Source organism: uncultured Umboniibacter sp. (genome assembly GCF_947497555.1).
GTDB lineage: Bacteria > Pseudomonadota > Gammaproteobacteria > Pseudomonadales > DSM-25080 > Umboniibacter.
Genome location: NZ_CANMGY010000001.1, coordinates 560387 through 584977 on the forward strand (window position 1 = coordinate 560387; position 24591 = coordinate 584977).

The 24591-nt window shown below is 48.8% G+C and carries 26 protein-coding genes; 14 read left to right on the forward strand and 12 right to left on the reverse strand.

The window, feature by feature from the left end:
- Window position 1: 1 nt before the first annotated feature.
- The 3 genes from Q0698_RS02495 to Q0698_RS02505 all read left to right on the forward strand — a co-directional run bounded on the left by Q0698_RS02495 (window position 2) and on the right by Q0698_RS02505 (window position 2406).
- Complete coding sequence (locus tag Q0698_RS02495) at window positions 2–424, forward strand: F0F1 ATP synthase subunit epsilon (RefSeq protein WP_298633378.1); 423 nt, start codon at window positions 2–4, stop codon at window positions 422–424.
- 128 nt (window positions 425–552) lie between these two features.
- Window positions 553–1917 carry a bifunctional UDP-N-acetylglucosamine diphosphorylase/glucosamine-1-phosphate N-acetyltransferase GlmU gene (gene glmU / locus Q0698_RS02500; protein WP_298633380.1) on the forward strand — a complete coding sequence of 455 codons (1365 nt, stop codon included), beginning with the start codon at window positions 553–555 and terminating at the stop codon, window positions 1915–1917.
- An 18-nt stretch (window positions 1918–1935) separates the two neighbouring features.
- Window positions 1936–2406, forward strand: a complete 471-nt coding sequence (locus Q0698_RS02505) for a DUF6491 family protein (protein ID WP_298633382.1) — start codon at window positions 1936–1938, stop codon at window positions 2404–2406.
- An 89-nt stretch (window positions 2407–2495) separates the two neighbouring features.
- On the opposite strand, the gene Q0698_RS02510 is transcribed toward Q0698_RS02505, so the two are convergent.
- Window positions 2496–3368, reverse strand: a complete 873-nt coding sequence (locus Q0698_RS02510; protein ID WP_298633384.1) for a MurR/RpiR family transcriptional regulator — start codon at window positions 3366–3368, stop codon at window positions 2496–2498.
- A gap of 100 nt (window positions 3369–3468) precedes the next feature.
- Here Q0698_RS02510 and uvrD point away from each other — a divergent pair, with 100 nt between their 5' ends.
- Together uvrD and dctP are read left to right on the forward strand one after the other, a co-directional pair.
- Complete coding sequence (gene uvrD / locus Q0698_RS02515; protein WP_298633386.1) at window positions 3469–5637, forward strand: DNA helicase II; 2169 nt, start codon at window positions 3469–3471, stop codon at window positions 5635–5637.
- A gap of 8 nt (window positions 5638–5645) precedes the next feature.
- A complete protein-coding gene (dctP, locus tag Q0698_RS02520) occupies window positions 5646–6785 on the forward strand; it encodes a TRAP transporter substrate-binding protein DctP (protein WP_298633388.1) in 1140 nt (379 codons plus the stop codon).
- 34 nt (window positions 6786–6819) lie between these two features.
- Here the strand turns inward: dctP and Q0698_RS02525 are convergent, their stop codons facing one another.
- Genes Q0698_RS02525 through Q0698_RS02535 form a run of 3 tightly spaced genes read right to left on the reverse strand, consistent with a single transcriptional unit; the run spans window position 6820 to window position 9100 of the window.
- Window positions 6820–7224 carry an acyl-CoA thioesterase gene (locus Q0698_RS02525; protein ID WP_298633389.1) on the reverse strand — a complete coding sequence of 135 codons (405 nt, stop codon included), beginning with the start codon at window positions 7222–7224 and terminating at the stop codon, window positions 6820–6822.
- The gene (locus Q0698_RS02530; RefSeq protein ID WP_298633391.1) at window positions 7224–8594 is read right to left on the reverse strand and encodes a TRAP transporter large permease subunit; all 1371 of its coding nucleotides are present in this window, start codon (window positions 8592–8594) and stop codon (window positions 7224–7226) included. Before Q0698_RS02530 ends, Q0698_RS02525 begins: the two co-directional genes overlap by 1 nt.
- Complete coding sequence (locus tag Q0698_RS02535) at window positions 8594–9100, reverse strand: TRAP transporter small permease subunit (RefSeq protein WP_298633393.1); 507 nt, start codon at window positions 9098–9100, stop codon at window positions 8594–8596. The genes Q0698_RS02530 and Q0698_RS02535 overlap by 1 nt, the downstream gene beginning before the upstream one ends.
- 177 nt (window positions 9101–9277) lie before the next feature.
- On the opposite strand from Q0698_RS02535, the gene Q0698_RS02540 reads away from it, so the two are divergent.
- The 7 genes from Q0698_RS02540 (at window position 9278) to rsd (ending at window position 15754) form a co-directional block, all read left to right on the forward strand.
- Window positions 9278–10303: a substrate-binding domain-containing protein gene (locus tag Q0698_RS02540; RefSeq protein ID WP_298633395.1), complete on the forward strand. Its 1026-nt coding sequence runs from the start codon at window positions 9278–9280 to the stop codon at window positions 10301–10303.
- 105 nt (window positions 10304–10408) lie between these two features.
- Complete coding sequence (gene pstC / locus Q0698_RS02545) at window positions 10409–11824, forward strand: phosphate ABC transporter permease subunit PstC (RefSeq protein ID WP_298633396.1); 1416 nt, start codon at window positions 10409–10411, stop codon at window positions 11822–11824.
- Window positions 11817–13085 (forward strand): phosphate ABC transporter permease PstA, encoded by a 1269-nt coding sequence (pstA, locus tag Q0698_RS02550; RefSeq protein ID WP_298633397.1) that lies wholly within the window; start codon window positions 11817–11819, stop codon window positions 13083–13085. The genes pstC and pstA overlap by 8 nt, the downstream gene beginning before the upstream one ends.
- Window positions 13086–13117: 32 nt before the next feature.
- Window positions 13118–13915, forward strand: coding sequence for a phosphate ABC transporter ATP-binding protein PstB (pstB, locus tag Q0698_RS02555; protein ID WP_298633398.1), 798 nt, complete (start codon window positions 13118–13120; stop codon window positions 13913–13915).
- A gap of 11 nt (window positions 13916–13926) precedes the next feature.
- The gene (gene phoU, locus Q0698_RS02560) at window positions 13927–14607 is read left to right on the forward strand and encodes a phosphate signaling complex protein PhoU (RefSeq protein ID WP_298633399.1); all 681 of its coding nucleotides are present in this window, start codon (window positions 13927–13929) and stop codon (window positions 14605–14607) included.
- Window positions 14608–14744: 137 nt separating this feature from the next.
- Window positions 14745–15230 carry a disulfide bond formation protein B gene (locus tag Q0698_RS02565; RefSeq protein ID WP_298633401.1) on the forward strand — a complete coding sequence of 162 codons (486 nt, stop codon included), beginning with the start codon at window positions 14745–14747 and terminating at the stop codon, window positions 15228–15230.
- A gap of 62 nt (window positions 15231–15292) precedes the next feature.
- Window positions 15293–15754: a sigma D regulator gene (gene rsd, locus Q0698_RS02570; protein ID WP_298633403.1), complete on the forward strand. Its 462-nt coding sequence runs from the start codon at window positions 15293–15295 to the stop codon at window positions 15752–15754.
- 98 nt (window positions 15755–15852) lie between these two features.
- Here the strand turns inward: rsd and Q0698_RS02575 are convergent, their stop codons facing one another.
- Window positions 15853–16599: an FKBP-type peptidyl-prolyl cis-trans isomerase gene (locus tag Q0698_RS02575; protein ID WP_298633405.1), complete on the reverse strand. Its 747-nt coding sequence runs from the start codon at window positions 16597–16599 to the stop codon at window positions 15853–15855.
- 45 nt (window positions 16600–16644) lie between these two features.
- Window positions 16645–17094 carry a DUF2390 domain-containing protein gene (locus tag Q0698_RS02580; RefSeq protein WP_298633407.1) on the reverse strand — a complete coding sequence of 150 codons (450 nt, stop codon included), beginning with the start codon at window positions 17092–17094 and terminating at the stop codon, window positions 16645–16647.
- Between the two features lie 55 nt (window positions 17095–17149).
- On the opposite strand from Q0698_RS02580, the gene Q0698_RS02585 reads away from it, so the two are divergent.
- A complete protein-coding gene (locus tag Q0698_RS02585) occupies window positions 17150–19030 on the forward strand; it encodes an ATP-binding cassette domain-containing protein (protein ID WP_298633409.1) in 1881 nt (626 codons plus the stop codon).
- Between the two features lie 31 nt (window positions 19031–19061).
- On the opposite strand, the gene trmB is transcribed toward Q0698_RS02585, so the two are convergent.
- The 6 genes from trmB to ftsY all read right to left on the reverse strand — a co-directional run bounded on the left by trmB (window position 19062) and on the right by ftsY (window position 23855).
- A complete protein-coding gene (gene trmB / locus Q0698_RS02590) occupies window positions 19062–19748 on the reverse strand; it encodes a tRNA (guanosine(46)-N7)-methyltransferase TrmB (protein WP_366140253.1) in 687 nt (228 codons plus the stop codon).
- A gap of 45 nt (window positions 19749–19793) precedes the next feature.
- Window positions 19794–20171 carry a DUF423 domain-containing protein gene (locus tag Q0698_RS02595; protein ID WP_298633412.1) on the reverse strand — a complete coding sequence of 126 codons (378 nt, stop codon included), beginning with the start codon at window positions 20169–20171 and terminating at the stop codon, window positions 19794–19796.
- Complete coding sequence (gene rpoH / locus Q0698_RS02600) at window positions 20168–21034, reverse strand: RNA polymerase sigma factor RpoH (RefSeq protein ID WP_298633414.1); 867 nt, start codon at window positions 21032–21034, stop codon at window positions 20168–20170. The genes Q0698_RS02595 and rpoH overlap by 4 nt, the downstream gene beginning before the upstream one ends.
- Before the next feature lie 100 nt (window positions 21035–21134).
- On the reverse strand, window positions 21135–22037 hold the full coding sequence (locus Q0698_RS02605) for an ABC transporter permease (protein WP_298633416.1): 903 nt from the start codon (window positions 22035–22037) through the stop codon (window positions 21135–21137).
- On the reverse strand, window positions 22034–22684 hold the full coding sequence (gene ftsE / locus Q0698_RS02610; RefSeq protein ID WP_298633418.1) for a cell division ATP-binding protein FtsE: 651 nt from the start codon (window positions 22682–22684) through the stop codon (window positions 22034–22036). The genes Q0698_RS02605 and ftsE overlap by 4 nt, the downstream gene beginning before the upstream one ends.
- 16 nt (window positions 22685–22700) lie before the next feature.
- Window positions 22701–23855 carry a signal recognition particle-docking protein FtsY gene (ftsY, locus tag Q0698_RS02615; protein WP_298633420.1) on the reverse strand — a complete coding sequence of 385 codons (1155 nt, stop codon included), beginning with the start codon at window positions 23853–23855 and terminating at the stop codon, window positions 22701–22703.
- A 93-nt stretch (window positions 23856–23948) separates the two neighbouring features.
- Here ftsY and rsmD point away from each other — a divergent pair, with 93 nt between their 5' ends.
- Window positions 23949–24584: a 16S rRNA (guanine(966)-N(2))-methyltransferase RsmD gene (rsmD, locus tag Q0698_RS02620; protein ID WP_298633422.1), complete on the forward strand. Its 636-nt coding sequence runs from the start codon at window positions 23949–23951 to the stop codon at window positions 24582–24584.
- Window positions 24585–24591 lie beyond the last annotated feature (7 nt).

The window sequence follows — 24591 nt, forward strand, 5'->3', positions numbered from 1 at the left end:
CATGGCAATGACAATCCACCTCGATATCGTCAGCTCCGGTGAAGCTATCTTCTCTGGACTGGTGGAATTGCTAGTTGCTTCGGGTGAGATTGGTGATTTGGGGGTGATTTATGGTCACGCCCCATTACTTACTAGTCTTAAGCCGGGTCCGGTTCGTGTTGTTAAGCAGGGCGGTGAAGAGGAAATTTTCTTCCTAACAGGCGGCTTCTTAGAAGTTCAGCCTCACACTGTAACCGTCCTTGCTGACGTAGCGACTCGTGCAGCAGATCTTGATGAATCAGAAGCGGAAAAAGCCCGTGATCTGGCTCGTGAAGAGATGTCCGGAACAGCATCTGGTGTTGATTATCAGTTAGCGGCTAACCGCCTTGCGAATGCAGCTGCGCAATTGCGCACTATTGAGCAAATTCGTAGCATGAAACGCTGAGACTGATTTCAAGATCTCAATAAAAAAAGGGTAGCTTAGCTACCCTTTTTTTATTTGCGTAAACAACTAAATGCTATAAAATTCTAACTACGAGTCAGTTAGTTATTACGAATGAAGGATTTATCGCCATGCCTCTTGATATCGTTGTGCTTGCTGCCGGTAAGGGCACGCGAATGTGCTCCGACCTTCCGAAAGTTCTTCATCCCATTGCGGGTAAGCCGATGCTCGAGCACGTGCTTGACGTTGTCGTCGATATAGAAGATGCCAAGACCACCATTGTCGTTGGTCACGGCTCAAAATCCGTCCGTGCCGCGTTTAGTGATCTGAACGTTAATTGGGTCGAGCAATCTGATCAGCTTGGTACCGGCCATGCAGTCATGCAAGCCATACCGCATTTGCGTGATGATTCAACGGTGTTAATTCTCATGGGCGATGTACCGCTAATTAAGAAACAGACTTTAGTCGACTTATTAGAACGAGCTAACGCAACATCGTTTGGTTTATTAACCCTGAAGATGGAAGACCCTACCGGTTATGGTCGCATAGTTCGTAACGCGAATGGCAAGGTCGAAGGTATCGTTGAACAGAAAGATAGTTCAGCTGAAGAGCTTTTGATCGACGAAGTAAACACCGGTGTCATGGCAATTAACGGAGCTAAATTAAAACGTTGGCTATCGTCCTTGTCTAACAACAATGCCCAAGGTGAATACTACCTCACTGACGTCGTAGCGACCGCAGTAGATGAGGGGATTGAAATAGCCACCCAGGCAGCACAATCACTCCACGAGGTGATGGGGGTGAACAACCGAATTCAACAGGCAGAGTTAGAGCGAGCCTACCAGACAGGCTACGCTTCAAAGCTGCTTGCAGCAGGGTTATCTCTCGCGGATCCTGCGCGTATCGATGTACGGGGCAAACTGCTTCACGGCAAAGACTGTTTCATTGATATAAACAGTGTATTCGAAGGCGAAGTGGTTATTGGTAATAGTGTTGTTATTGGCCCTAACTGTCATCTTAAGAATGTCACGATTGGTGATGATGTTGTTATTAAAGCTTTTACGAGTATTGAGGATAGTAATTTAGCGGGTGAGAATGACGTGGGCCCATACGCTCGGCTACGTCCTGGAACAGAGCTCGGAACGGGTGCAAAGATCGGTAACTTCGTAGAGACTAAAAAAGCTCAAATCGGTGACGGTAGTAAAGTTAACCATTTGTCTTATATCGGTGATGCGGTGTTAGGTAGCGGCGTTAATATTGGAGCTGGAACGATCACCTGTAACTACGATGGCATCAATAAACATCGAACCGAGTTGGCAGATGACGTTTTCATTGGCTCTAATAGTACTCTTGTAGCGCCGATTAGCGTTGGTAAAGGTAGCTTCGTAGGTGCTGCTTCGGTTATTACTAAAGCAGTTGATAAGAACTCTTTGGCTATTTCTCGGTCAAAGCAAAAGAATTTATCCGGATGGCTACCCCCTAAAAAGCGTAATTAACCCACAGGAGTTAATAGAATGAAGAAATATATCCTCTTACTCATTGCGACGGTCGTGATATCGGGTTGTAGTAACACTAGTCAGATGACCAACACTGAAGATGAAGTTGGCCGAGTGCAATCTATGTACGAGTCACTCCCTGAGCGCTATAAAGTCCCAGGATTGGAACCCTTGGAGCGCGTTAATGCAATGAATATAAGTGGTTGGGCAGCGATTGATCAACGTTCTTTTATTCTCACTATGGGCCCATCTACTCGTTACTTGGTCGTGCTTCAACGGCAATCATCCGAGCTACGCTTTGCTAACGCCATTACCATTGATAACTTCAGCAGCTCTATCCGCCCTGGCTTTGATAGCGTGAACGTAGTGGGTGATACACTTGCGGCACCTTACCAAATTGAAGCCATGTTTGAATTAGAGGATAGAGAGGCGGCGAATGCTGCTCGCGACTACATACGGGATTGGCAAGAGCCGGAAGTGGTTGAGTAAGGTCAGGAGTAGTAATTTCCTATTCCAAGAAGCAAAAAGCGCCAACTAGGCGCTTTTTTATTGTCGATCAGTTGCCAAGCTTTCAGATTCTAATTACTTGGAATACTTGGCTCGTGATAGTTAATCCGATGGCCTCTGAGGCTCTGCTTGAGTTTAGCAATATGCGTTTTACCTCCGTCACCCATGTGCTGGGCAACCCCCGCAGCAATAGCATCAATGATGACAAGATGAGCGATTCTCGATGATAGTGGCGAGTAGACATCAAAATGATCGTTGACATCAATCTTGATCTGTACGTCGCCCTGGCTCAATACTGGGGTATCGCTTGGAGAAAGAGAAATGATTTTTGCGCCGCGGCGTTTCACCTCTCGAAGACTATCTAATAACGCTTTCGTTCGACCACTTTGTGATATCGCAATAACTACATCGTTACTACGCAAACTCATTGCCGCCATGGTTTGAATATGAGGATCACTATAGGTGTGCGTGGCCAATCCTAGGCGTAAAAGGCGATGTTGAGCGTCCGCGGCAACTGGGGCGGAGCCTCCGAATCCAAAGAAGTCCACCCGCCGTGCATTGAAAATGAGCTTAACCGCTTCATCGATGACAGCCGCATTAATTTGATCTCTCACCTTAATTAACACATCAATCGAGGTATCAAAAACCTTGTTAGTATAGGCCGACGATGAATCACTATCGGTTACCGCTATCTGGCCAATGGTCGGGCTGGAGGCAAGTTGCTGTGCAAGTTTTAGTTTGAAGTCCTGGAAGCCATCGCAACCTATCGCCCGACAAAAACGGACAACCGTGGGCTCAGACACTTCAGCTTCTGTGGATAAGTCCACGATGCGCATTTGAATAACCGATGTTGCATTGGCTAAAACGTAGTCGGCAACCTTGCGCTCCGAGCGTCGGAGCTTATCAAGATTATCTGAAATATGTTGCGTGAAGCTAGTAGCCATTAATATCCCTAAAAAAACCAATAACAGAGGTCTCGTTCTACTGTAGGTGATGTTAAACTGATTAACCCAATAATAAAAGTAAGCCTGCTTTGGATTTAGTATGGACGTTTCGCAATTACTCGACAAATTAAATGATGCTCAGCGCCAGGCCGTCTCCGCCCCCCTGCAAAATATGTTGGTATTGGCAGGCGCTGGTTCTGGTAAAACGCGTGTCTTAGTTCACCGTATAGCTTGGTTATTGCAAGTAGAGGGAGTGTCACCTTACGGAATTCTGGCAGTCACTTTTACCAATAAGGCCGCCAAGGAGATGCGAGGTCGAGTAGAAGAACTTGTCGGGCCCAGTGAGAGAGGGATGTGGATCGGCACCTTTCACGGTATCGCTCACCGACTACTTAAGCAACATTGGTTAGAAGCAGGTTTGAAGCAGAACTTTCAGGTCATTGATAGTGATGATCAAGTCCGACTCCTCAAGCGAATCCTCAAAGAACAGGGAATCGACGAAGCGCAGTTCCCGCCAAAGCAAATGGCCTGGTTTATTAACGGCCAAAAGGATGAGGGGCGCCGTGCCGAGCATATGAGTGCACGAGATCCGATTTCGCGAACCCAGCAGAAAATCTATCTAGCCTACGAGGATGTTTGTCAGCGGAGTTCACTGGTAGACTTCGGCGAGTTACTACTGCGAGCCCATGAACTGTGGCTCAAAAAACCCGAATTATTGAGTCATTATCAACAGCGGTTCCAAACCATATTGGTAGACGAATTCCAAGATACCAACACTATTCAGTATGCCTGGTTAAGGGTATTGGCTGGAGATAAAACTCCGATTATTGCGGTGGGCGATGATGATCAATCTATTTACGGTTGGCGTGGCGCAAAAATTGAGAATATCCGACAATTTGATCGGGATTTTTCCCCAGTAGAAACCATCCGGCTAGAACAGAATTATCGCTCAACCAGTACCATCCTGAAGGGTGCGAATGCGGTGATTGAAAATAATGGTGATCGCCTAGGAAAGTCACTATGGACCGACGGTGATGCGGGTGATGATATTACGGTGTTCGCAGCTTACAACGAGCAGGATGAGGCGAGCTTCATCAGTGATCAGCTTCGAGACTGGAAGGCATCAGGTCGAAAGTTGGCCGAAGCTGCCGTTTTATATCGTTCTAACGCTCAATCACGCACACTAGAAGAAGCACTCCTACGCTCGGGCACACCCTATCGTATCTACGGCGGACAGCGCTTCTATGAGCGTCTTGAGATCAAAAACGCGCTTGCGTACCTTCGTTTAATCCAAAGTAGGGGTGACGACCAAGCCTTTGAGCGGGTCATCAATATTCCAACCCGCGGAATTGGTGAGAAAACCATTGAGAAAATACGACTAACAGCAAGAGAAGAGGGCTGTAGTTTCTGGGAGGCGGCGGGACTAATGGTTGAGCGAAAGTTGCTCCCAACTCGAGCAAATAATCTCGTACAATCGTTTTTAGACCTGGTTGATGAGGCGTCAGTGGGTGACGAGGAATTACCGTTATTTGAACTCTGTGAGCAGGTCATGCATCAGACTGGTCTTATTGAGTTCCACCAAAAGGAACGTGGTGAAAAGGGCCAAGCTAGAGTAGAAAACCTGAAGGAACTTATCACCGCGACGAAAAACTTTAGCCTTGATGAAGATGATGAAACCCCAGCGCTTAGCCAGTTCTTAGCCTCAGCATCCTTAGATGCCGGTGATCGCCAAGCTAGTGAAGATGAAGATGCGGTGCAGTTAATGACATTGCACTCCGCAAAGGGCCTGGAATTCCCTTTAGTCTTTATTGCTGGGATGGAAGAGGGCTTGTTTCCCCATAAAATGTCACTCGATGAGGGGCGCGGTATTGAGGAAGAGCGCCGCTTGGCGTATGTAGGTATGACTCGAGCGATGGAAAGGCTGGTATTGTGTTGGGCGGAAATGCGCAGACTTTACGGCAATGAGAACTACACGGTGATGAGCCGCTTTATTCGTGAAGTCCCTGATGAGTTACTGCATCATGTAAGGTTGAAGGCGACGGTATCTTCGCCGCTATTTCAAAAAACATCACCGTCACCACGTTTACGACAGAATGTAGAGCCGCAAAGCGGGATAACTTTGGGCCAGTCCGTGGTTCACCCAACCTTTGGGGATGGTGTGGTACTTGCCGTCGAGGGAGCAGGTGCTCGCGCTCGTGTACACGTTAATTTTGATCAAGTGGGTGCGAAATGGCTGATGCTCGCACACGCTAATTTACAGGCACTATAGGCAAAAAAATGACAAATAAAAAAGCCTCTGTTCAAACCTTAGTGATTATCGGGCTATTAGCACTACTCGTATTAGTGTTCTATTTAGCGGCCTTCAATCAGGTTAATCGTAATACTTCTCAGGATATTGCCGCCGATAGGGAGGAGACCTTCAATTGGCGGTTGGTGACCACTTGGCCAAAGGGCTTTCCTGGCTTAGGAACGGCGCCCGAGAATTTTGCTAAATTGGTACAGGATATGTCAGGTGGGCGATTGAACATCACCGTCTACGGCGCAGGTGAAATTGTTGGTGCGCTTGAAGTCTTTGATGCAGTCTCTGCTGGATCAGCTGAGATGGGACATGGTGCAGCCTATTATTGGAAAGGCAAGGTGCCTGCGGCGCAATTCTTTACTTCAATCCCCTTCGGTATGAATGCTCAAGAATATAATGGCTGGTTACACCATGGCGGCGGACTTAGCATGTGGAGAGAGCTTTACGAACCCTTCAACCTGGTGCCCTTTGCTGGGGGAAACACTGGAGTTCAAATGGGCGGTTGGTATAACCGTGAAATCAAAACGATTGACGACTTAAGTGGTTTAAAGATGCGAATTCCTGGCTTGGGGGGCGAAGTCCTCAATCGTGCCGGCGGGACCACTGTTAATATTCCGGGTGGCGAGCTCTACACCTCACTTAAGACCGGTGTGATTGATGCAACGGAATGGGTTGGCCCCTATAATGATTTAGCCTTCGGTTTTCATGAGGTAGCGGAGTTCTATTATTATCCAGGCTTTCATGAGCCAGGTGCCTCACTTGAATTTATTGTGAATGCTAATGCGCTCGCTACCCTTCCAGCTGACTTGCGTTCTATCGTGGAAGGTGCTGCCAGAGCAATCAATCAAGATATGCTAGATGAGTACACGGCGAGTAATAACGCTGCTTTACAGGAGTTGGTGGAGGTTCATGGCGTAAAATTACGTCGGATGCCAACCCCGGTGTTCAACCACCTCTACCAAATTGCGCAAACGGTCTACGCGGAAACCGCCGCAACGGATCCAGAGTTTGCTCGAGTTTGGGAAAGCTATCGTGATTTCCAACTGAGCGTTGAGCGTTATCACGCAATTTCTGAAGAAGCCTACTACGAGCAGCGCCGAGCAGCAGAGCGACAATAACAGCCACTCGGTGTCGGAAGCTGAAATCTCTCTATTAGCGGGGGATTCGCCTCGTCTTCCCTTCGTCGCTAATGGCAACAAAATAGAAGCGTCCATCAGCAACCTTTTGCTGAAATGGACTTTTCCCTTTAGATGTCACCCATGCCTCGACATTAATTTCTATCGATGCATGACCAATGGCCACGATATCGCAGTAACAGGACACATTGGCCCCGAGTGGCACGGGGCGGAGAAAATTAATTGCCTGGACGGCAGCGGTTACTACTCTCCCTTCGGCCGTTTCCTCTGCCAACACGCCGCCTGCTAGATCCATTTGCTGCATCAGCCACCCACCATAAATATCACCGTAACCATTGGTATCTTTGCTGAGAGCTGTTAAACGCAAACAGAGCTCACCGGTCGGTTTTAGATCATCATCTAAATTGTTTTCTTGGTTCATCAGGCCGTGCCTTTTAGGTAATTAGGGAGGAAAGTAGCAATTTCCGGAACGAGCGCCAATAGGCACAGGACGAAAAGTTGAAGTCCAATAAAGGGTATTACACCGCGATAGATCTCTTTGGTAGGAATACTATCAGGTGTTACACCCCGTAAATAGAAGAGGGCAAAGCCGAATGGCGGCGTTAAGAAACTTGTTTGCAGGTTAATCGCTAAGGCAATTCCAAGCCAAAGAGGATCGACGCCCATGCCAAGCAAAACCGGTCCGACGAGTGGTATCACGACGAAGCAGATTTCGATAAAGTCGAGGACAAACCCCATTAGAAAAACAACCAGCATCACCATTATCGTAGCGCCGATGACACCGCCGGGTAGGCTATAGAGAAAATCAGCGATCAATTCCTCCCCGCCAAAACCTCGGAACACTAACGAGAACATTGACGCACCCAATAGAATTAAAAATACCATCGCAGTGATCTTCGCAGCCTGCTGCGAGGCATCCTTTAATAGCTCAATGGTTAAAACTCCGTTGAGGTAGGCAAGAAAGATAGCACCTATGGCACCCACACCAGCGGCTTCAGTAGGGGTAGCGGCACCGCTTAAGATAGACCCCAGTACTAGCACGATCAATAAAATAGGAGGCAATAGGTGTTTAAACAATACCGCCTTCGAGGTTTTTTGCTTGGTTGTTAAGCGTGGCGTGTGCTGTGGTTTTATTAGTGCATAAAAGCCAACGTACAACATATATACCGCTACTAAGATCAACCCTGGGATAATTGCGCCAACGAATAAGTCCCCAACAGAAAGTGTTTCGGGGTTGTAGATCCCCTGTCGGAGCTGAGCTTGTTGATAGGCGTTGGATAACACATCTCCAAGCAGGACTAGTGCAATCGATGGCGGAATAATCTGCCCTAATGTACCCGTAGACGCGATAACGCCCGTTGCGAGCGACGGCTTGTAGCCCATTTTTAACATCGTAGGTAGCGATATTAACCCCATTGTGACGACCGTTGCACCGACGATACCTGTGCTTGCTGCCATCAGCGCGCCCACGGCAATTACAGCGAGCGCAAGCCCACCAGGAACATGCCCCCACATACTACCCAGTGTTTCAAGCAGCTTTTCCGCAATCTTTGATCGTTCGAGTAAAACACCCATTAGAACAAAGAGCGGAACGGCCATTAAAGTACTATTGGTAATGGTGCCGAATACACGATTTACGTAAGCACCAAGCAGCTGTTGGTCAAAGACGCCACCGAGAATTCCGCCAACGGCGAATGTTAGCGACACCCCTGCTAGGGTTAACGCAACCGGATAGCCAGAAATCAGAGCAATGCAAAGCACCACGAACATTAGTACCGCTAGCCACTCCATTAGCGGGGCTCCTCTAGCGGTGCTAAAACGGCCTTAATGTTGGTAACCAATAGAGCGACCCCTTGAATAGCGAGCAGTAAGAAACTAATTGGAATGATACTTTTTAAGAGATATAGCGCTGGTATGCCGTTAGCTTGAGGAGAGTCCTCAAGAATTGACCAGGAGTCTATGACGAACGGGAGCGCAGAGATTGTACTGTAAATACAGAACGGGAGTAGGCAAACGATAGCGCCAACAATATTAACCCAATGCTGTGATTGTGGTCGCATGCGTCGGTAAAAGATATCAACTCGAACGTGATCTTCAGTTTGTAACGCCCAGGGAATAACCAGCATCAGAGCAAACGCGTGTAAATACGTGACTGATTCTTGCACCGCGATGGAGCTCCAGTCGAAACCGAAGCGCAACAGGACAATGAATGTTGTGATTATCGCCATCGCCAGGATGAGTAAGCTAGCCCATTGGCCGATCTTTGCTATGAGGTGATTAACCCTATTGGTATGCACAGTATATCTCTTATTGTTTTCCTCGATTATACCTTAAGCGGGAGGAGTGTTAAGCATTTGGAGTCGTTGTAAAGGATGTTTTTTCACGAATATGACAAATAAATTACTTTGTAACATTACTGTCATAAAGTGTTCGTAGACTGGCTTTAGTTGAAAAAATTGCCTAGGAGCATAACTATGAAACTTAAAGCATTATTAGCCATCAGTCTTATTGCTAGTGCGGCCCAAGTATCGGCCCGCGAGCACATTGAAATTGTAGGTTCTTCTACCGTTTACCCTTTTACCACAGTTGTGGCAGAGCGCTTCGGTAAAGCGACGCAATTCCGTACCCCAACTGTAGAATCTACCGGCACTGGCGGTGGTATGCAGTTGTTCTGTGGCGGTGTTGGTGTTGGTACTCCAGATATGACTAACGCTTCACGTCGAATTAAGTCGTCAGAAGTTGAGTTGTGTGCGAGTAATGGCGTTACTGAAATTGTTGAAGTTAAAGTCGGCTACGATGGTATTGTGATGGCAAATTCAGTTGCCGCTCAGCAATTTGATTTAACGCCACGTGAAATCTTTTTGGCGCTAGGAAAGTTGGTTCCAAACCCAGATGGTAGCGAGACATTGGTAGAAAACCCTTACCGTACATGGAATGAAGTAAATAGCTCGCTTCCTGAGGTGCGAATTGAGGTTCTTGGTCCACCACCCTCATCAGGTACTCGAGATGCTTTCGCTGAATTAGCGATGGAATCAGGTTGTAAGTCCTTCGACTGGATTGCTGCAATTAAATCGGAAGATAAGAATCGTTTTAAAGCGGTTTGTCACGGCATTCGTGAAGATGGCGCCTACGTTGAAGCTGGTGAAAACGACAACCTAATTGTTCAAAAGCTAGCGGCTAACCCCAACAGCTTAGGTGTGTTTGGTTATAGCTTCCTAGAGTCAAATGCAGATGTTGTCCACGGCGCTATGATCAACGGTATCGCTCCTGAGTTCGAAGCGATTTCAGATGGTAGCTACCCGATCTCACGCGCACTTTTCTTCTACGTGAAGGCAGCGCATGTCAATGTTGTTCCGGGCATCGAAGAATTCCTTTCGGAATTCACCAGCGAAGCGGCGTGGGGTGATGATGGTTACTTGACCGATCGCGGCTTGATTCCAATGCCTGAAGAAGAGCGTACTCAAGTTGGAACAGCGGTAAGAAGCTTAGAAGCAATCTAAGTTCAGATTATCCCATGAAGTTTGCACAACCCACTTGCGTTATGCGTAAGTGGGTTGTTCTTGTTATAGTATGACCTGTTTTTATATCGGTTGATTGAGTTATTTATGTCTCCAAGTGTGATTTTATTTTTGATCGTCGGCCTTGGTTTGTTTTCGTGGTTCACCGCCACCGGACGAGCTAAGAAGAAGTCGACAGGTACCAGTCGACTTCCGGCGTTACCCCATTACTACGGCCTCTGGGCGGTTTTGTGGACGGTTGTACCAGCTCTATTTTTGGTGTTGATTTGGGTGCTACTAGAGCAAAGTGTAATTAGAGCCATTGTGGTCGCAGATATCCCGCAATCCTACCTATCTGGGGCTAACTCGGACCCAGCGCTCATCTTTTCAATGATCAAAAATCATGTTCAAGATGGTGTTATCGCAGAATCCTTGGCGACTGAGTTGATTCCAGCAGCTGAGGCTTATGTTTATCTTGCTGGGGCTGCGAATAGCGCACTCTTCGGTGCTGTTGCATTGATTAGTGTAGCGGGGCTGTTGTTCTCGGTGGTGAAATTCTCTAGCAAGCTGCACGCTCGAGTGTCGGTAGAAAAATGGATTCGTGGCTTTCTGTTTTTGAGTAGCCTGATTGCCATCCTAACTACCCTAGGGATCCTGCTATCGGTCATCTTTGAATCGATGCGATTCTTCCAGATGGTTTCACCCATGGAGTTTCTATTTGGTACACATTGGAGCCCTCAGGTTGCCCTCCGTGCCGATCAAACCGCTTCATCCGGTAGTTTCGGAGCGGTTCCGCTCTTTGCGGGCACGCTATTAATCGCCGCAATCGCGATGAGTGTCGCGTTACCCGTAGGCCTCTACTCAGCCATCTTTTTATCTGAATACGCCACAACGCGAGTGCGCAACATTCTTAAGCCGGTGCTTGAGGTTTTGGCAGGTATCCCAACTGTTGTTTACGGCTTTTTCGCCGCGTTAACGGTGGCACCGAATGTGCGAAATTTCGTTGAATGGCTATCTGAAAAATTTATCGCCATGGGGTTGATGGATACGCCTTTCGAGATTAGCTCAGAAAGCGCCCTCGCTGCGGGTGCGGTAATGGGGATTATGTTGATCCCGTTTATCTCCTCGATGGCCGATGATGTCATTCGAGCGGTGCCAACCTCACTGCGTGACGGATCGCTGGGTTTGGGTGCTACCCGCAGCGAAACCATCACCAAGGTAACACTGCCTGCGGCATTACCAGGCGTAGTGGGCGGCATCATGTTAGCCATCTCGCGAGCGATTGGTGAAACAATGATCGTGGTCATGGCCGCCGGGTTGTCGGCAAAAATGACGGCAAATCCATTTGAGTCGGTGACCACGGTTACCGTTCAGATTGCCACGCTATTAGTAGGTGACCAAGAGTTCGATAGTCCGAAAACCCTCGCCGCATTCGCGCTTGGTTTAGTCCTCTTTGTAGTGACCTTAATTCTTAATATGATTGCGCTGCACGTAGTAAATAAGTATCGAGAGCAATATGACTAATTCAAATTTAGATCTTGTAAGACAGTCGCTGAAAAAGCGTCATCGCCGTGAGCGTCGCTTTAAGCGCCTGGGTATGCTCGCGATCCTTTTTGCGGTCAGTGCGCTAGTTATTTTGCTGAGCGACGTCTTTCTCAAGGGTTATAAGGCGTTTATCCAAACAGAGGTTCGTATCGAAGTAAGCTTCGATCAACGCCTACTTGGGGTAGACGAACTGAGTGCCGAGTCTCTTCGTGGAGCAAATTGGAACAGCGTCATCAAATCAAGTTTGCGGGAAATGTATCCCGATGTAACTAGCCGAACGGATAAGCGCGCGCTGTATGCCCTCGTTTCGGAAAGTTCACAGTGGCAGTTGGCGGAGCAGCTTGAGGCCAATCCTCAATGGTTGAACGAGACGCACTCGGTTTGGTTGCGCGCCAGTTCCGATGTGGATATGTGGTACAAGTACTTTCAAGAGGAGTCGGTTGGTACTCGCCTCAATGAAAAGCAGATTGCCTGGACCGAGGGGTTGATTGATCAGGATAGTATGCGTTCGGTGTTTAACCGCATCTTCTTCCAAAATGGTGCCTCGCGCAATCCTGAGGAAGCGGGTATCCGGGGAGCTTTAATTGGGTCTTTACTCACCCTCTTGGTGACCTTTAGTGTGTCCTTCCCTATCGCCGTGGCAACCGCGGTTTATCTTGAGGAGTTTGCACCTAAAAACCGCTTCACCCAATTTGTTGAAGTTAACATCAACAACTTGGCCGCGGTCCCGTCAATAACCTTTGGTTTGTTAGGCTTAGCAGTATTTCTACAGTGGTTCGGTATGCCACGCTCGGCGCCGCTAGTTGGTGGTCTAGTATTAAGTCTAATGACCTTGCCCACCATCATTATTGCGGCTCGAGCGGCCATTAAATCAGTGCCGCCGTCCATTCGTGATGCGGCGCTAGGACTGGGGGCGTCAAAGACACAGGTGGTCTTCCATCACGTCGTGCCACTTGCGATGCCAGGAATCCTAACCGGTACGATTATCGGCCTGGCTCAGGCCTTAGGTGAAACGGCGCCGCTTATGATGATTGGTATGGTGGCATTTATCGTTGACGTACCGTCGACGATCACTGATCCATCGGCAGTTCTGCCAGTACAGATCTTCCTTTGGTCTGATGCGCCGGAACGTGGGTATATGGAGAAAACCTCAGGGGCCATTCTCGTCCTTCTGATGTTCTTGATGGTAATGAACGCCTTCGCGGTATGGCTTCGTAAGCGCCTCGAAAAGCGTTGGTAACAGTTTTAGATTAATAAGTTGGAAATATTTTAATGTCAGATAATTATGTAACAGTTGGCGCTCCAACGAGCGCTGACCCAAAGATTACCGCCGACGGTGTAAGTGTTTTCTATGGCGATAAGCAAGCCATCTACGATGTGAGCTTGGATATAGGTAAGAATGAAGTGATTGCATTTATCGGGCCATCAGGTTGCGGTAAATCCACCTTCTTACGCACCATCAATCGCATGAACGACACGATTGATACCTGCCGAGTTTCTGGGAAAATGCTTCTGGAAGGTCAGGATATCTATGGCGCGAAGGTTGATCCGGTTGAGTTAAGAGCGCGTGTGGGGATGGTGTTCCAGAAGCCAAATCCATTCCCTAAGTCCATCTACGAAAATGTGGCGTACGGTCCGAAGATTCATGGGCTAGCTCGTAACAGGATTGAATTGGATGAAATGGTAGAGAGTAGTCTGCAGAAAGCCGGACTTTGGAATGAAGTTAAGGATCGTCTTCATACTCCAGGAATCGGCCTCTCGGGCGGTCAGCAGCAGCGTCTGTGTATTGCCCGCACCATCGCGGTTAACCCTGAAGTTATCCTCATGGATGAGCCCTGCTCTGCACTAGACCCTATTGCTACAGCACGTATTGAAGAGCTTATTGCTGAGTTATCGAGCAACTACACGATTGTAGTGGTCACTCATTCAATGCAGCAGGCGGCGCGTATCTCGAATCGCACCGCTTACTTCCATTTGGGTAAATTGATTGAAGTTGACGATACCAATACGGTATTTACATCGCCCGGTCATAAGCTAACAGAAGATTATATTACTGGTCGTTTCGGTTAAGGAGAACGCAAATGATGAAGCTTGATGGACACATTTCACAGCGCTTTAATCAGGATTTGGAAGATATTCGCAGCCGTCTACTCGAGATGGGTGGTTTAGTGGAACAACAGCTAGTCAAAGCGATGTCGGCATTTGAAAGTGGTGATAGTGAACTTGGCCTAGCTGTGGCGAAGGATGATGTAGAGGTTAACCGTCTAGAGGTAGAGACGGAAGATCTCTGTACCAAAATCTTGGTGAAGCGTCAGCCTGCCGCGAGTGACTTGCGAATGGTACTTGCGGTATCGCGAATCGTCCGTGACTTGGAGCGAATGGGTGATGAAGCGGCAAAAATTGCCGATCTAGGGGTCCGTCTAGCCGAAGAGGGAAGCTCTCCAATCGGTTATGTTGAGTGTAGAAATATTGCGATTCGCGTTCGTGAAATGATCAATGCATCGCTAGATGCCTTCGCTCGCTATGATGCAGAGAAGGCTCGTGAAACGATGCGTGTAGATGAAAAAGTTGATGATGAGTATGCCAGCGCTTTGCGTAGCTTAGTGACCTATATGATGGAAGATCCTCGTTCAATTAAACGAGTGATGAATGTTATGTGGACGCTTCGAAGCCTAGAGCGAATCGGCGATCACGCTACCAACGTTTGCGAGCAGATTATCTACTTAGTAGAAGGCGAAGATATGCGCCACAGCTTTAAGTAATCTCGCTATCAGGTGGCCAATCGGCCACCTGATCTTAGCCTTTTACCATTATCTTGCATCTCATGGTAAATAACGGGTTGTACTCTACCAATTCAGGATTTAATGTAAGGCTAAATTAACCATTTGTAGTCCTTATTATGATGCTAAGTGCCCGTAAAACCTTTCTCCTTATTGCTCTTTATACGCTCACCATGATGGCTGTCGCAATCATCTATTTCCAAAATTACCTTGGCTATGAACCCTGTGTTTTATGTGTTGCGCAACGCATTGCAACGATAACCATCGGCATTATCGCTCTGATTGCATTTGCCCATGGTAAGGCTACAAAGGTCTATGCCAGCCTGCTTGTCATTGCTTCCGGAGCCGGAGCGGCGATTGCTGGACGCCATGTATGGATTCAGAGCCTCCCTGAGGATGAAGTTCCTTTATGTGGTCCTAGCTTTGATTACATCGTGGACGCATTTCCTTTGCGCGATGCACTAGAGATGATCCTATTAGGTGATGGTAGCTGTGCCGATGTACACTGGAATTTACTTGGGCTATCAATTCCGGCGTGGACGCTGATTGCGTTTTTGGGGTTATTAGGACTCGCTATTTTTCAGCTCATTCGCCGTTCAAAATAAATGGTATAGGTGCGGTATTCGTCTAAACTCATTGTAATGGATTTAACAAGGGGGAAAGCCGTATGTTAGTAAAGAGTCAAACAGCATCAGAGCGCTTTGGTGGGGTAAGCAACATCATTGATAGTTGGCTTCAAGAGCGCCAGCAGTTGGTAAAAATATACTGTCAGCTGACAGGCTTACAGCCAGCACAGCCACGCCCTATTTGGGAGAGTATTCAGCGATTTTGCCAATTGCTCGTAGACTATGCGTCAAAGGGGCATTTTGAAGTTTACGAACAACTCATGCTTGAAGGGCAGGATTTTCAAGACGGCAGCGATGAAATTGCCGGAGTGCTAATCCCGAAGTTAGAGCAGAACACGCAGCATCTCATGGATTTCCATGATTTCGTGAATGAAAAGTGTAATCTTCATGAGCTAGCCGATAAGGTTGTCGGGCTTGGTGAGCATCTTGAAGCGCGTTTCGAGATGGAGGATCAGATGATCGAAATTTTACACAACGCACATCGAGATCTGGTTAAAAGCTAACTCGTAATAAGCTTGATGGACTCGCATTGACAAATAAAAAAGGCGCGAATGATTATTCATTCGCGCCTTTCTTGTCTTAGCTCTACTGTGAACTATGTTTATTCAGCAATCTCTAGTAGTTCCACTTCAAAGATCAGTGTAGATTTCGGTGGAATAGACATTGAACCATTTTCACCGTAAGCCAAGTTATAGGGTATGTATAGCTTATGCTTCGCGCCAACCTTCATCAGGGCAACGCCTTCAGTCCAACCACTAATCACTTGGTCGAGACCGAATGTAGCGGGGCCACCATGAAGAGATGAATCGTCAAATACGCTCCCATCAAGGAAAGTTCCCTTATAGTTTACGGTAACCACGTCGTCAGAAGTAGGCTGTGCACCCGTACCTTCTTGCAGTACTTCATACTGAAGGCCACTCTCGGTAGTGATGACTTCTGGGCGTGCGCCATTCTCCGTTAGGAAAGCAAAGCCAGCAGCTTCGTTCTCGGCAGATTGAGAAGCGAGAGTTGCCTCTGCTTCCTGTTGTGCTGCAATCTGCTGGGCTTCCATCATGGTTTGAAATTCAGCGAGCGTGGCTGTAATTTGTTCTTCAGTGAGGCGTTGCTCAAAACCGTTTAAACCGTCACTCATCCCTGCTTGGAGTGCGTCTTGGTTGATCTCAAACTCACCGCCAGATAACTGCTGGCCGAACTGTAAGCCCATTAGGTAAGAAACTCGCTGTTCTAGGGTTTCAACAGGCGCTGAGCTCTGCATAGCGACATCAGTCGTTGCTGTGTCTTCTTCTCCGCAACCCACAAGTGTTACAGATATAGCCACCGCAGCGGCGAGTGTTTTTAATTTCATCATCTAATCCTGTTTATAAGTGATCAATTTTTGTTGATACCATAGAGTCTATGGCTTCAGGGGCTCTGAGTCTATGACTTGCGTTAAATGCCTAGCTAGCGCTTGGTCATAGTTGCTTAAACTAATGACTTCAGCCGAAGCAATGTTCACCTCATCAGTATCAATGCAATCACAGAGCTCATTGGCGTAACAGCGCTCTGACAATAGCTCTAAGCTTTTCTGAGCTTGATATAGTTTATTCGCCACCACATCTTTGGATTGGCGGCGCAGCGAACGGTAGGCCTCTATCAAGGGTCGATAGACCTCCGCCAGCTGCTCAATTTTGATGGTGCCTGCAGCGCTTAACCCGTATTGCTGTTGCTGGGTCCAAACGAAGAAAAGAACTAATACCACGTCAGTGTGCTCTTCAATTGATGCCTTGATCAAGCGTTCAGCGAGCGTCTTATCTGACCAAGTCTGTAGACAGAAGTTCCAGAAACTTTCGTTTAAAGCCGACATATCGAACCTCTTATTTGCTAAACTGCGGACATTAAAAATGGGCGAGTGAGCACTGATGATACAAATAACAGCCGCGAATCTCCAACGAGGCGAGAAAAGTCTACTAGAGAACGCCTCTCTTAGGATCAATACGGGACATAAAATTGCCCTAATTGGTGCTAACGGCGCTGGCAAAACTACCCTGTTTAAGCTTTTAATGGGCGAACTTACGGTTGACCAGGGCGATTGTCACGTCCCCAGGGCTTGGACCATTGCACATATGGCGCAGGAGCACCCCGAGACCGATGCTATTGCGGTAGATTACGTCGTAGATGGCGATGTTGAGTTACGATTAATTGAAGCACAGCTCAAAGCTGCTGAAACGAACGATGATGGGCCTAAGATCGCCTCGGCACATGCCGAGCTTGAGCGCATTGAGGGTTACGGAGCGAGAAATCGAGCCGAAAAGCTCCTCCATGGACTGGGTTTTGCCAAGGATGTGGGTGAACGAACGGTAACCTCGTACTCAGGTGGCTGGCGCATGCGCTTAAACCTGGCTAGGGCACTGATGTGTCGTTCCGATCTTCTGCTTCTGGATGAGCCAACCAACCATCTAGATTTGGATACCATAATCTGGCTACAGGACTGGTTACGGGCCTACGAGGGCACCTTAATCTTGATCTCTCATGACCGAGATTTTATTGACGCAGTAGCCGATCATATTGTCGCGCTAGAACAGCGCCAATTAACTTCCTATCGTGGTAACTATTCCGCCTACGAGCGTCAGAAAGCAGAGCGAATGGCGCAGCAGCAGGCTATTTTCGAGAAGCAGCAACGTCGCAAGAAGGAAATCGAATCCTTCGTGGCGCGTTTCCGCTATAAAGCCACCAAGGCACGTCAGGCGCAGTCTCGCTTAAAGGAGCTGCAGCGTATGGAAGATATTGCCCCGGCTCACGCCGATAGCCCCTTTCATTTTCGCATTCCCTGTCACGATAAGATTTCATCCCCATTGCTCAATCTTGATGAGGTTGATGCGGGCTATACCTCGGCGACGGTCTTCAATAAGCTTAATTTTGCTATTCAGCCAGGCCAGCGCGTTGGCTTGCTGGGGGTTAACGGCGCGGGTAAGTCTACCCTGATCAAGACGTTAGTGGGGGAGCTACCAAAGCTGAGCGGCGACATTATTTCGGGAGAGCACACGCGCGTAGGGTATTTTGCTCAACAGCAGCTGGATGCGCTCGAGTTGGATCAGAGTTGTTTTGATCATATTCGCACGCTCAGTCCCAATGCGCCGGAGGCCGAAGTTCGTAATTTTCTAGGAGGCTTTAATTTTCAGGGTGATCGAGTTTTCGAGGCCATCGAACCCTTTTCAGGTGGAGAGAAAACACGCTTAGCCTTGGCGCTAGTGGTTTGGCAGACTCCTAACCTACTAATTCTTGATGAGCCGACTAACCACTTGGATCTCGAGGTCCGCCACGCCCTTACGGTGGCGCTACAAACCTTTGAGGGCGCCGTTCTATTGGTTTCGCACGATCGTCATTTATTGGCGAATACGGTGGACGAGTACTGGTTGGTAGCGGATGGAAAAGTGGCGGCCTTCGATGGCGATCTCAGCGATTACTCGCGATGGTTAAAGCAGCGTGAGGCGGACGCTTCGCCAGCGATCAAGAGTGTTGCACCGGCAGTCGATAAAAAGCAGGCGCGGCAGGAAGCTGCCAATCGACGAGCTCAGTTAGCGCCCCTTCGGAAGCAGCAGCAAAAGCTGGAAAAACAGATAGAGCAGCTCGAGGAGCGATTGGCTGAAATCGAAGGTCAGCTAGGTGATCCAAGTATCTATTCAGATACGCCGGCACTCGCTCAAGAGCTGTCCACGGAGAGTGGAAAAATTCGCGTGCAGTTAGAGGATGTGGAAGCGAGTTGGTTGGACGTGCTTGAGCAGTTAGAAGCGGCTGAATAATGCCGCTGCTAACCGATTTTAAGAGAGTTCTCTAGCTCTTAACGAAGATGAGATCCCAGACGCCGTGGCCCAAACGCTCACCGCGTTTCTCAAATTTGGTGATGGGACGATAATCCGGCCTTGGTGCAAAATCACTACCCGACATACTGTTGTGGAAACCGTTGTCCTCGCCCATGGTTTCCATCATGTGCTCGGCGTAGGGTTCCCAATCAGTCGCCATATGAAAATGACCAGCTGGAATTAGCTTTTGACGAATCTTTTCCACGAATTCAGCTTGGACAATGCGGCGCTTGTTGTGCTTTTTCTTGTGCCAAGGATCTGGGAAATAAAGCTGCAGACGTTTAATGCTTTCATCGGCAAAGCAATCCTCGAGCACATCGTTAGCATCGGCACAGAAGACGCGAATATTTCGAAGTTCACGCATGGTCGCTTCGTTGATGAGGCGCCCGACTCCTGGTGGGTGAACTTCGATACCAATAAAGTTGGTATTCGGGTCTTGTTCTGCCATTTCAAGTAGTGAATCGCCCATACCAAAACCCACTTCCACCACAACTGGATTGTCGTTGCCAAATACCTGTGCTAGATCTAACAGGCCGTCATAGAGGCTTAGACCGTAATGCGGCCACTGCTGCTCCATCGCTTGGCGTTGTCCGTCAGTGATTCGGCCAGCGCGAATAACAAAGCTACGAATAGACTTCTTTTTGTACTGTGGGCGAATTTCAAATGGTGTGTCTTCGGGGGTTGATTCAGTCATAGTTCACTACTAGCGTTGATATTTGAAAGTTGAAAAAGCTAAATATAGCCAGCTGCTAATCCAGAATAGACCGCCAATGGGGGTTATCAAGCCAATCCAGCGCGGCGCCCCCAAGGCAAGCGCGTATAAGCTGGTGCAAAACAAAAGAATACCGATCAGAAAGCCGGTGGCAATGTTAACCGCGTCGCGGTCCTTTAGATAGCCGGAGCACCCTAGGCAGAACATGGCAGCTAAGGTGTGAAATAGTTGGTAGAGCGAGGCAGTTCTCCAGGTGGCCTGTTGGCTAAGGGATAAGCTATCGCTCAGAGCGTGAGCTCCGAAGGCTCCCAGTGCAACACAGAGGGCGCCAGAAATGGCGCTCAGAATCAGTAGCGATTTAGCGGTCATTCTTCGTCCGCTGCATCAATGGCTGCTTTGACCTTCTTCATGGCATTCTTTTCAAGCTGTCTAATACGTTCCGCAGAGACTTCATAGCGGTCCGCTAGCTCGTGAAGCGTCGCTTTATTGTCGCCCAGCCATCGGCTTTCTAAAATATCTCGGCTGCGGTCATCGAGTGCGGCAAGTGCTTGGCTTAGATGGCCCAAGCTCGAAGCGCTTGAATCGGCCTCAATGACCTGAATAGCCGGATCGGCACTCTGATCTTCCAGATAGAGCGCGGGGGCGCTGGCAGGTGCGTCATCGTCGTCATCGAAAAGTGGGTCGAAAGAGGCATCTACCGCTGCGAGGCGTTTTTCCATTTCGCGAACGTGGGCAACTTCAACCCCTAAATCGGCGGCAACAGCTGTCGCTTCATCGTGAGTTAGCCAAGCTAGCTTCTTCTTGGCAGAGCGAAGGTTGAAGAACAATTTGCGCTGTGCCTTGGTGGTGGCAACTTTAACAATTCGCCAGTTACGCAGAATAAATTCGTGGATCTCGGCTTTGACCCAATGGACGGCAAAGGAGACCAGGCGAACACCCTTTTCTGGGTTAAAGCGTTTGACGGCTTTCATTAGGCCAATGTTGCCTTCCTGAATAAGGTCACCCTGTGCTAAGCCGTAACCATTGTAGCTACGGGCGATATGGACTACGAAGCGAAGGTGGGCCATGACCAATTTACGGGCGGCGTCTAAGTCGTTGCCATAGTACAGGGCTTCGGCGAGATCTTTTTCTTCCTCAGCGCTCAGAACTGCAATGCTATTTGCTGCTTGCACGTATGCACTCAGGTTTGCACCTGGTGACATTTGAACGAAAGCTTGCAGTTCTTTACTCATGGGGGATCCTGCCAAATTGGCTGCAAATAATAGCATGTGGAGGGCGTGTTTGCGAACAGGCTAAGCACCTTGGAACGTAGCGACTTACCGAAACACCAAGCTAATAACGGACAAAACGAGAGCAGGCGATGGTCGCTCCTCCAGCTCCAACTAACAGGCCCGAGACAATAGGGAAAAGCCAGACCCAGAGCGGAATTGAAATGGCGCTAATTTCGTAGCTGTGGATAAACTGTTGCCATGGCGTATACAGCGATATCACGATGGCGATTAGCAGGACACTGCTGAGCAGCCCGCCGATGATCCCAGAGATGACGCCGTGATAAATAAAGGGGCGGCGAATGAAGGTAGAGGTAGCACCTACCAGCGTCATGACTTCTATCTCGTGTTGGCGCATCACGATGGTTAAACCCACGGTATTGCCCACTGTCGCTACGGCACCCAGTAGTAAGATTAAACTTATCAAGAGTAGCGAGCGCTCGCCAATGGTTGCTAGCCATTGCCAACGCTGAATCCATTCTCTGTCTAATTGAACTTCGTCCACCCTATCGTCCGCGCGCAGAATGGTTGCGAGCTCATCCAATTGCGCGCTGGGGGCTGTCACCACAAAGGTATGCGGTAGTGGGTTAAATTGGCTACTTGAAGCGGTGTTGATTTCGCTCTGAAGCGCTGCTAGTGCAGTCTCTGGAGAGATATATTCAACCGCAATATTATCCCTTTGAGATAACTCGGCGCTAAACGCGGATAGCTCGTTTTCACTCAGTGTATTACCCAAATAGGCGTTTAACTGTGGCTCGGGACGTTGTTCTAGCAAAGGCTCAATTTGAATTAATACGGCGTAGAGTAGGGCGGGCAACACCAGCGAGAAGGCAATCACTAACCAGGTAAGAAAACTTCTCCCCAGGTCTTTTCGTTGGCGGCGCAGCGCGTCGGCAAAACAAAAACGATGGTGTTGTATCCAGGCTTGAGTCGGCTTTTGCCCCGCTTGGCTTGCAGACGACTTCATCGAATATTGCCCCCCTGAAGGTGCAGGATAGGATGGCCGAGCTGCTGAATCAGCGCGATATCATGCGAGGCAATGAGAACCGTTACACCAACTTGGCTGAAACGATGAAGCAGGCCCATGATGTCAGTAGAGAGCTCAGGGTCTAGGTTACCTGTAGGCTCATCGGCAATAAGGACACTAGGCTTCGCTACCACGGCACGAGCAATACCCACTCGCTGCTGCTCGCCGCCCGACAATTGTGATGGGAAGCTTGGCGCTGAATCTGCTAGACCAACACTCGCTAGCGCAGAGATCACCCGGCGTTGAATGTCGATATCACTATAACCTGAGACGCGTAAGGGCAGTGCCACGTTCTCGAAGATAGGGAGTTCTTCAATCAGTTGATGATCCTGGAATACCACGCCAATTTGGCGTCGATAGTAGGGTAGCTCCCAACTCTTCAGTGAACTCACTGGCTCACCGCCCACTACGACGTCACCTTTGTTGGGTCGCTCTAAGCCGGCGATTAATTTGAGTAAGGTACTCTTACCGGCACCGGACTGCCCCGTCAAAAAGGTCATGCTGCCCTTCTCTAGTGAAAAGCTAACATTCTTTAGGACATCCTTTTGCTGACTATATCGCTTGTGGACGTGTCGCAGTTCGATCACGTTCACCCTCCATTGGCTATGACCTGGTTGTTTGGAATAACGCCTCGCTAAACTCGCGTGCCTTGAACGGCCTTAAATCGTCGATTCCTTCACCGACACCGATAAAACGCACGGGAACACTAAATTCGTTAGCCAGAGCGAATATAATACCGCCTTTTGCGGTGCCGTCGAGTTTTGTCAACGCCAATCCTGTCACATTGACGGCTTCGGTGAATAATTTGGTTTGCGAGATAGCGTTCTGCCCCGTGCCCGCGTCTAGGACTAACAGTACCTCGTGTGGCGCATCGGGGTTGAGCTTCTTCATGACGCGAACAACCTTTTCCAACTCTTCCATTAAGTTGGCTTTGTTTTGAAGTCGGCCAGCAGTATCGGCTATGAGAACGTCCACATTGCGTGCCTCGGCAGCCTGAACGGCATCGAAGATGACTGAAGCACTGTCGGCGCCGGTGTGCTGTGCAATGACGGGAACATCATTGCGCTCACCCCAGACTTGCAGCTGCTCTACCGCCGCCGCACGGAAGGTGTCACCTGCAGCGAGCATAACACGCTTTCCTTCTCCTTGGAGTTGCTTGGCGAGCTTGCCAATCGTGGTGGTTTTGCCCACACCATTCACGCCAACGACAAGAATGACACAGGGCTTGTTGCCGGTCTTGCCATAGTCAAAGGAGCTATCCACTGACTGCAATTGTTCCTCAAGTAAATCGAGGAGTGCCTGTCGGAGGGCGGCGGCGTCTTTCAGTTCCTTACGGGCAACGCGTTCAGTGAGTGCATCAATGATACGCAAAGTGGCTTTCATGCCCACATCAGCCAATAAAAGCTGTGTTTCGAGCTCCTCGAGTAACTCGTCGTCAATTTCCTTCTTACCGAGGAAAACATTGGCTAAGCCATCGCTAAACTGAGAGCTAGTTCGGCTTAATCCTTGTTTGACTCGTTGGAGCCAGCTGGTTTTAGTCGGTTCACTGGGCGCGCTCGCATCTTCTTCATCAGATGACGTAATCGGCGCTTGATCTGCGACATTCTCGACAGCGCCCTCGAGCTCGTCAGGCGTTGACGAATTCGGCGCTGGGTTAACTTCCTCACTTTCCGACGGTGCGTCTGTTTGCGAGGTCGGCTCAGAGTTTTGTTCCGGATTGGCATCGTTTTGCTTCCGTTTCTTTTTAAAAAAAAGCATTTTGTTAAGGCAACCGCTTTACATAATTTGTTAGGATGTCGGCAGACCGACGTCTGGTGGGCTAATGTTACCACCAACCGCTAGAACTAACTAATGAATGCTCAAAAAATGGCCTCAAAAATACGTCAACATAGCGCTCAACCATCAACCATTCGAGTCATCGGAGGGGTGCATCGCGGGCGCAAACTACCTGTGATTCTAGCAGACGGTTTACGACCTACCGGAGATCGTGTGCGAGAGACGGTTTTTAATTGGCTGCAACCCTTCATAACCGGAGCAAGGTGTGTCGATGTCTGCGCTGGCTCAGGTGCGCTGGGTATCGAAGCACTTTCACGCGGGGCAGCGTCCGCAGCTTTTATAGAATTCAATGCGCACGTGGCGCAACAACTACGGCTAAACTGCAGCACGCTTTCGCTTGAAGCTGAGGTGTTGTTGGGCGACGCTCGACGTATTTTAGCGGATCAACCGCGCAATTATTTCGACATCGCTTTTCTAGATCCACCCTTCGATGACCAACTTTGGCAGGTTTTGTTGCAAGAGTTAATTCCCACAATGAAGCCGGGTGGGTTAGTATACATAGAGCAGCCCAAGTCCGAAGTGGTGGAGTGGCCTAACAATTGGCGACAATTGAAGGCAAAAACAGCGGGTCAACTAAGCTTTTCCCTCTGGCAGTTAGCCTATTCACCGCAGAGCGAAGCGGAATCGATTTCAAACAACGACAACGAGTAACAAGGAA

What these genes read in the sequence shown, in the direction of transcription:
- pstC (WP_298633396.1), top strand. Translation starts at nt 10,409, where the DNA reads ATGTCTCCAAGTGTGATTTTATTTTTGATCGTCGGCCTTGGTTTGTTT.
- Q0698_RS02580 (WP_298633407.1), bottom strand. Translation starts at nt 17,094, where the DNA reads ATGTCGGCTTTAAACGAAAGTTTCTGGAACTTCTGTCTACAGACTTGG.
- Q0698_RS02585 (WP_298633409.1), top strand. Translation starts at nt 17,150, where the DNA reads ATGATACAAATAACAGCCGCGAATCTCCAACGAGGCGAGAAAAGTCTA.
- Q0698_RS02505 (WP_298633382.1), top strand. Translation starts at nt 1,936, where the DNA reads ATGAAGAAATATATCCTCTTACTCATTGCGACGGTCGTGATATCGGGT.
- uvrD (WP_298633386.1), top strand. Translation starts at nt 3,469, where the DNA reads ATGGACGTTTCGCAATTACTCGACAAATTAAATGATGCTCAGCGCCAG.
- rsmD (WP_298633422.1), top strand. Translation starts at nt 23,949, where the DNA reads ATGAATGCTCAAAAAATGGCCTCAAAAATACGTCAACATAGCGCTCAA.
- Q0698_RS02540 (WP_298633395.1), top strand. Translation starts at nt 9,278, where the DNA reads ATGAAACTTAAAGCATTATTAGCCATCAGTCTTATTGCTAGTGCGGCC.
- Q0698_RS02605 (WP_298633416.1), bottom strand. Translation starts at nt 22,037, where the DNA reads ATGAAGTCGTCTGCAAGCCAAGCGGGGCAAAAGCCGACTCAAGCCTGG.
- ftsY (WP_298633420.1), bottom strand. Translation starts at nt 23,855, where the DNA reads ATGCTTTTTTTTAAAAAGAAACGGAAGCAAAACGATGCCAATCCGGAA.
- Q0698_RS02575 (WP_298633405.1), bottom strand. Translation starts at nt 16,599, where the DNA reads ATGATGAAATTAAAAACACTCGCCGCTGCGGTGGCTATATCTGTAACA.
- phoU (WP_298633399.1), top strand. Translation starts at nt 13,927, where the DNA reads ATGATGAAGCTTGATGGACACATTTCACAGCGCTTTAATCAGGATTTG.
- dctP (WP_298633388.1), top strand. Translation starts at nt 5,646, where the DNA reads ATGACAAATAAAAAAGCCTCTGTTCAAACCTTAGTGATTATCGGGCTA.
- rsd (WP_298633403.1), top strand. Translation starts at nt 15,293, where the DNA reads ATGTTAGTAAAGAGTCAAACAGCATCAGAGCGCTTTGGTGGGGTAAGC.
- Q0698_RS02510 (WP_298633384.1), bottom strand. Translation starts at nt 3,368, where the DNA reads ATGGCTACTAGCTTCACGCAACATATTTCAGATAATCTTGATAAGCTC.
- Q0698_RS02595 (WP_298633412.1), bottom strand. Translation starts at nt 20,171, where the DNA reads ATGACCGCTAAATCGCTACTGATTCTGAGCGCCATTTCTGGCGCCCTC.
- Q0698_RS02530 (WP_298633391.1), bottom strand. Translation starts at nt 8,594, where the DNA reads ATGGAGTGGCTAGCGGTACTAATGTTCGTGGTGCTTTGCATTGCTCTG.
- glmU (WP_298633380.1), top strand. Translation starts at nt 553, where the DNA reads ATGCCTCTTGATATCGTTGTGCTTGCTGCCGGTAAGGGCACGCGAATG.
- pstA (WP_298633397.1), top strand. Translation starts at nt 11,817, where the DNA reads ATGACTAATTCAAATTTAGATCTTGTAAGACAGTCGCTGAAAAAGCGT.
- Q0698_RS02565 (WP_298633401.1), top strand. Translation starts at nt 14,745, where the DNA reads ATGATGCTAAGTGCCCGTAAAACCTTTCTCCTTATTGCTCTTTATACG.
- Q0698_RS02525 (WP_298633389.1), bottom strand. Translation starts at nt 7,224, where the DNA reads ATGAACCAAGAAAACAATTTAGATGATGATCTAAAACCGACCGGTGAG.
- Q0698_RS02495 (WP_298633378.1), top strand. Translation starts at nt 2, where the DNA reads ATGGCAATGACAATCCACCTCGATATCGTCAGCTCCGGTGAAGCTATC.
- pstB (WP_298633398.1), top strand. Translation starts at nt 13,118, where the DNA reads ATGTCAGATAATTATGTAACAGTTGGCGCTCCAACGAGCGCTGACCCA.
- rpoH (WP_298633414.1), bottom strand. Translation starts at nt 21,034, where the DNA reads ATGAGTAAAGAACTGCAAGCTTTCGTTCAAATGTCACCAGGTGCAAAC.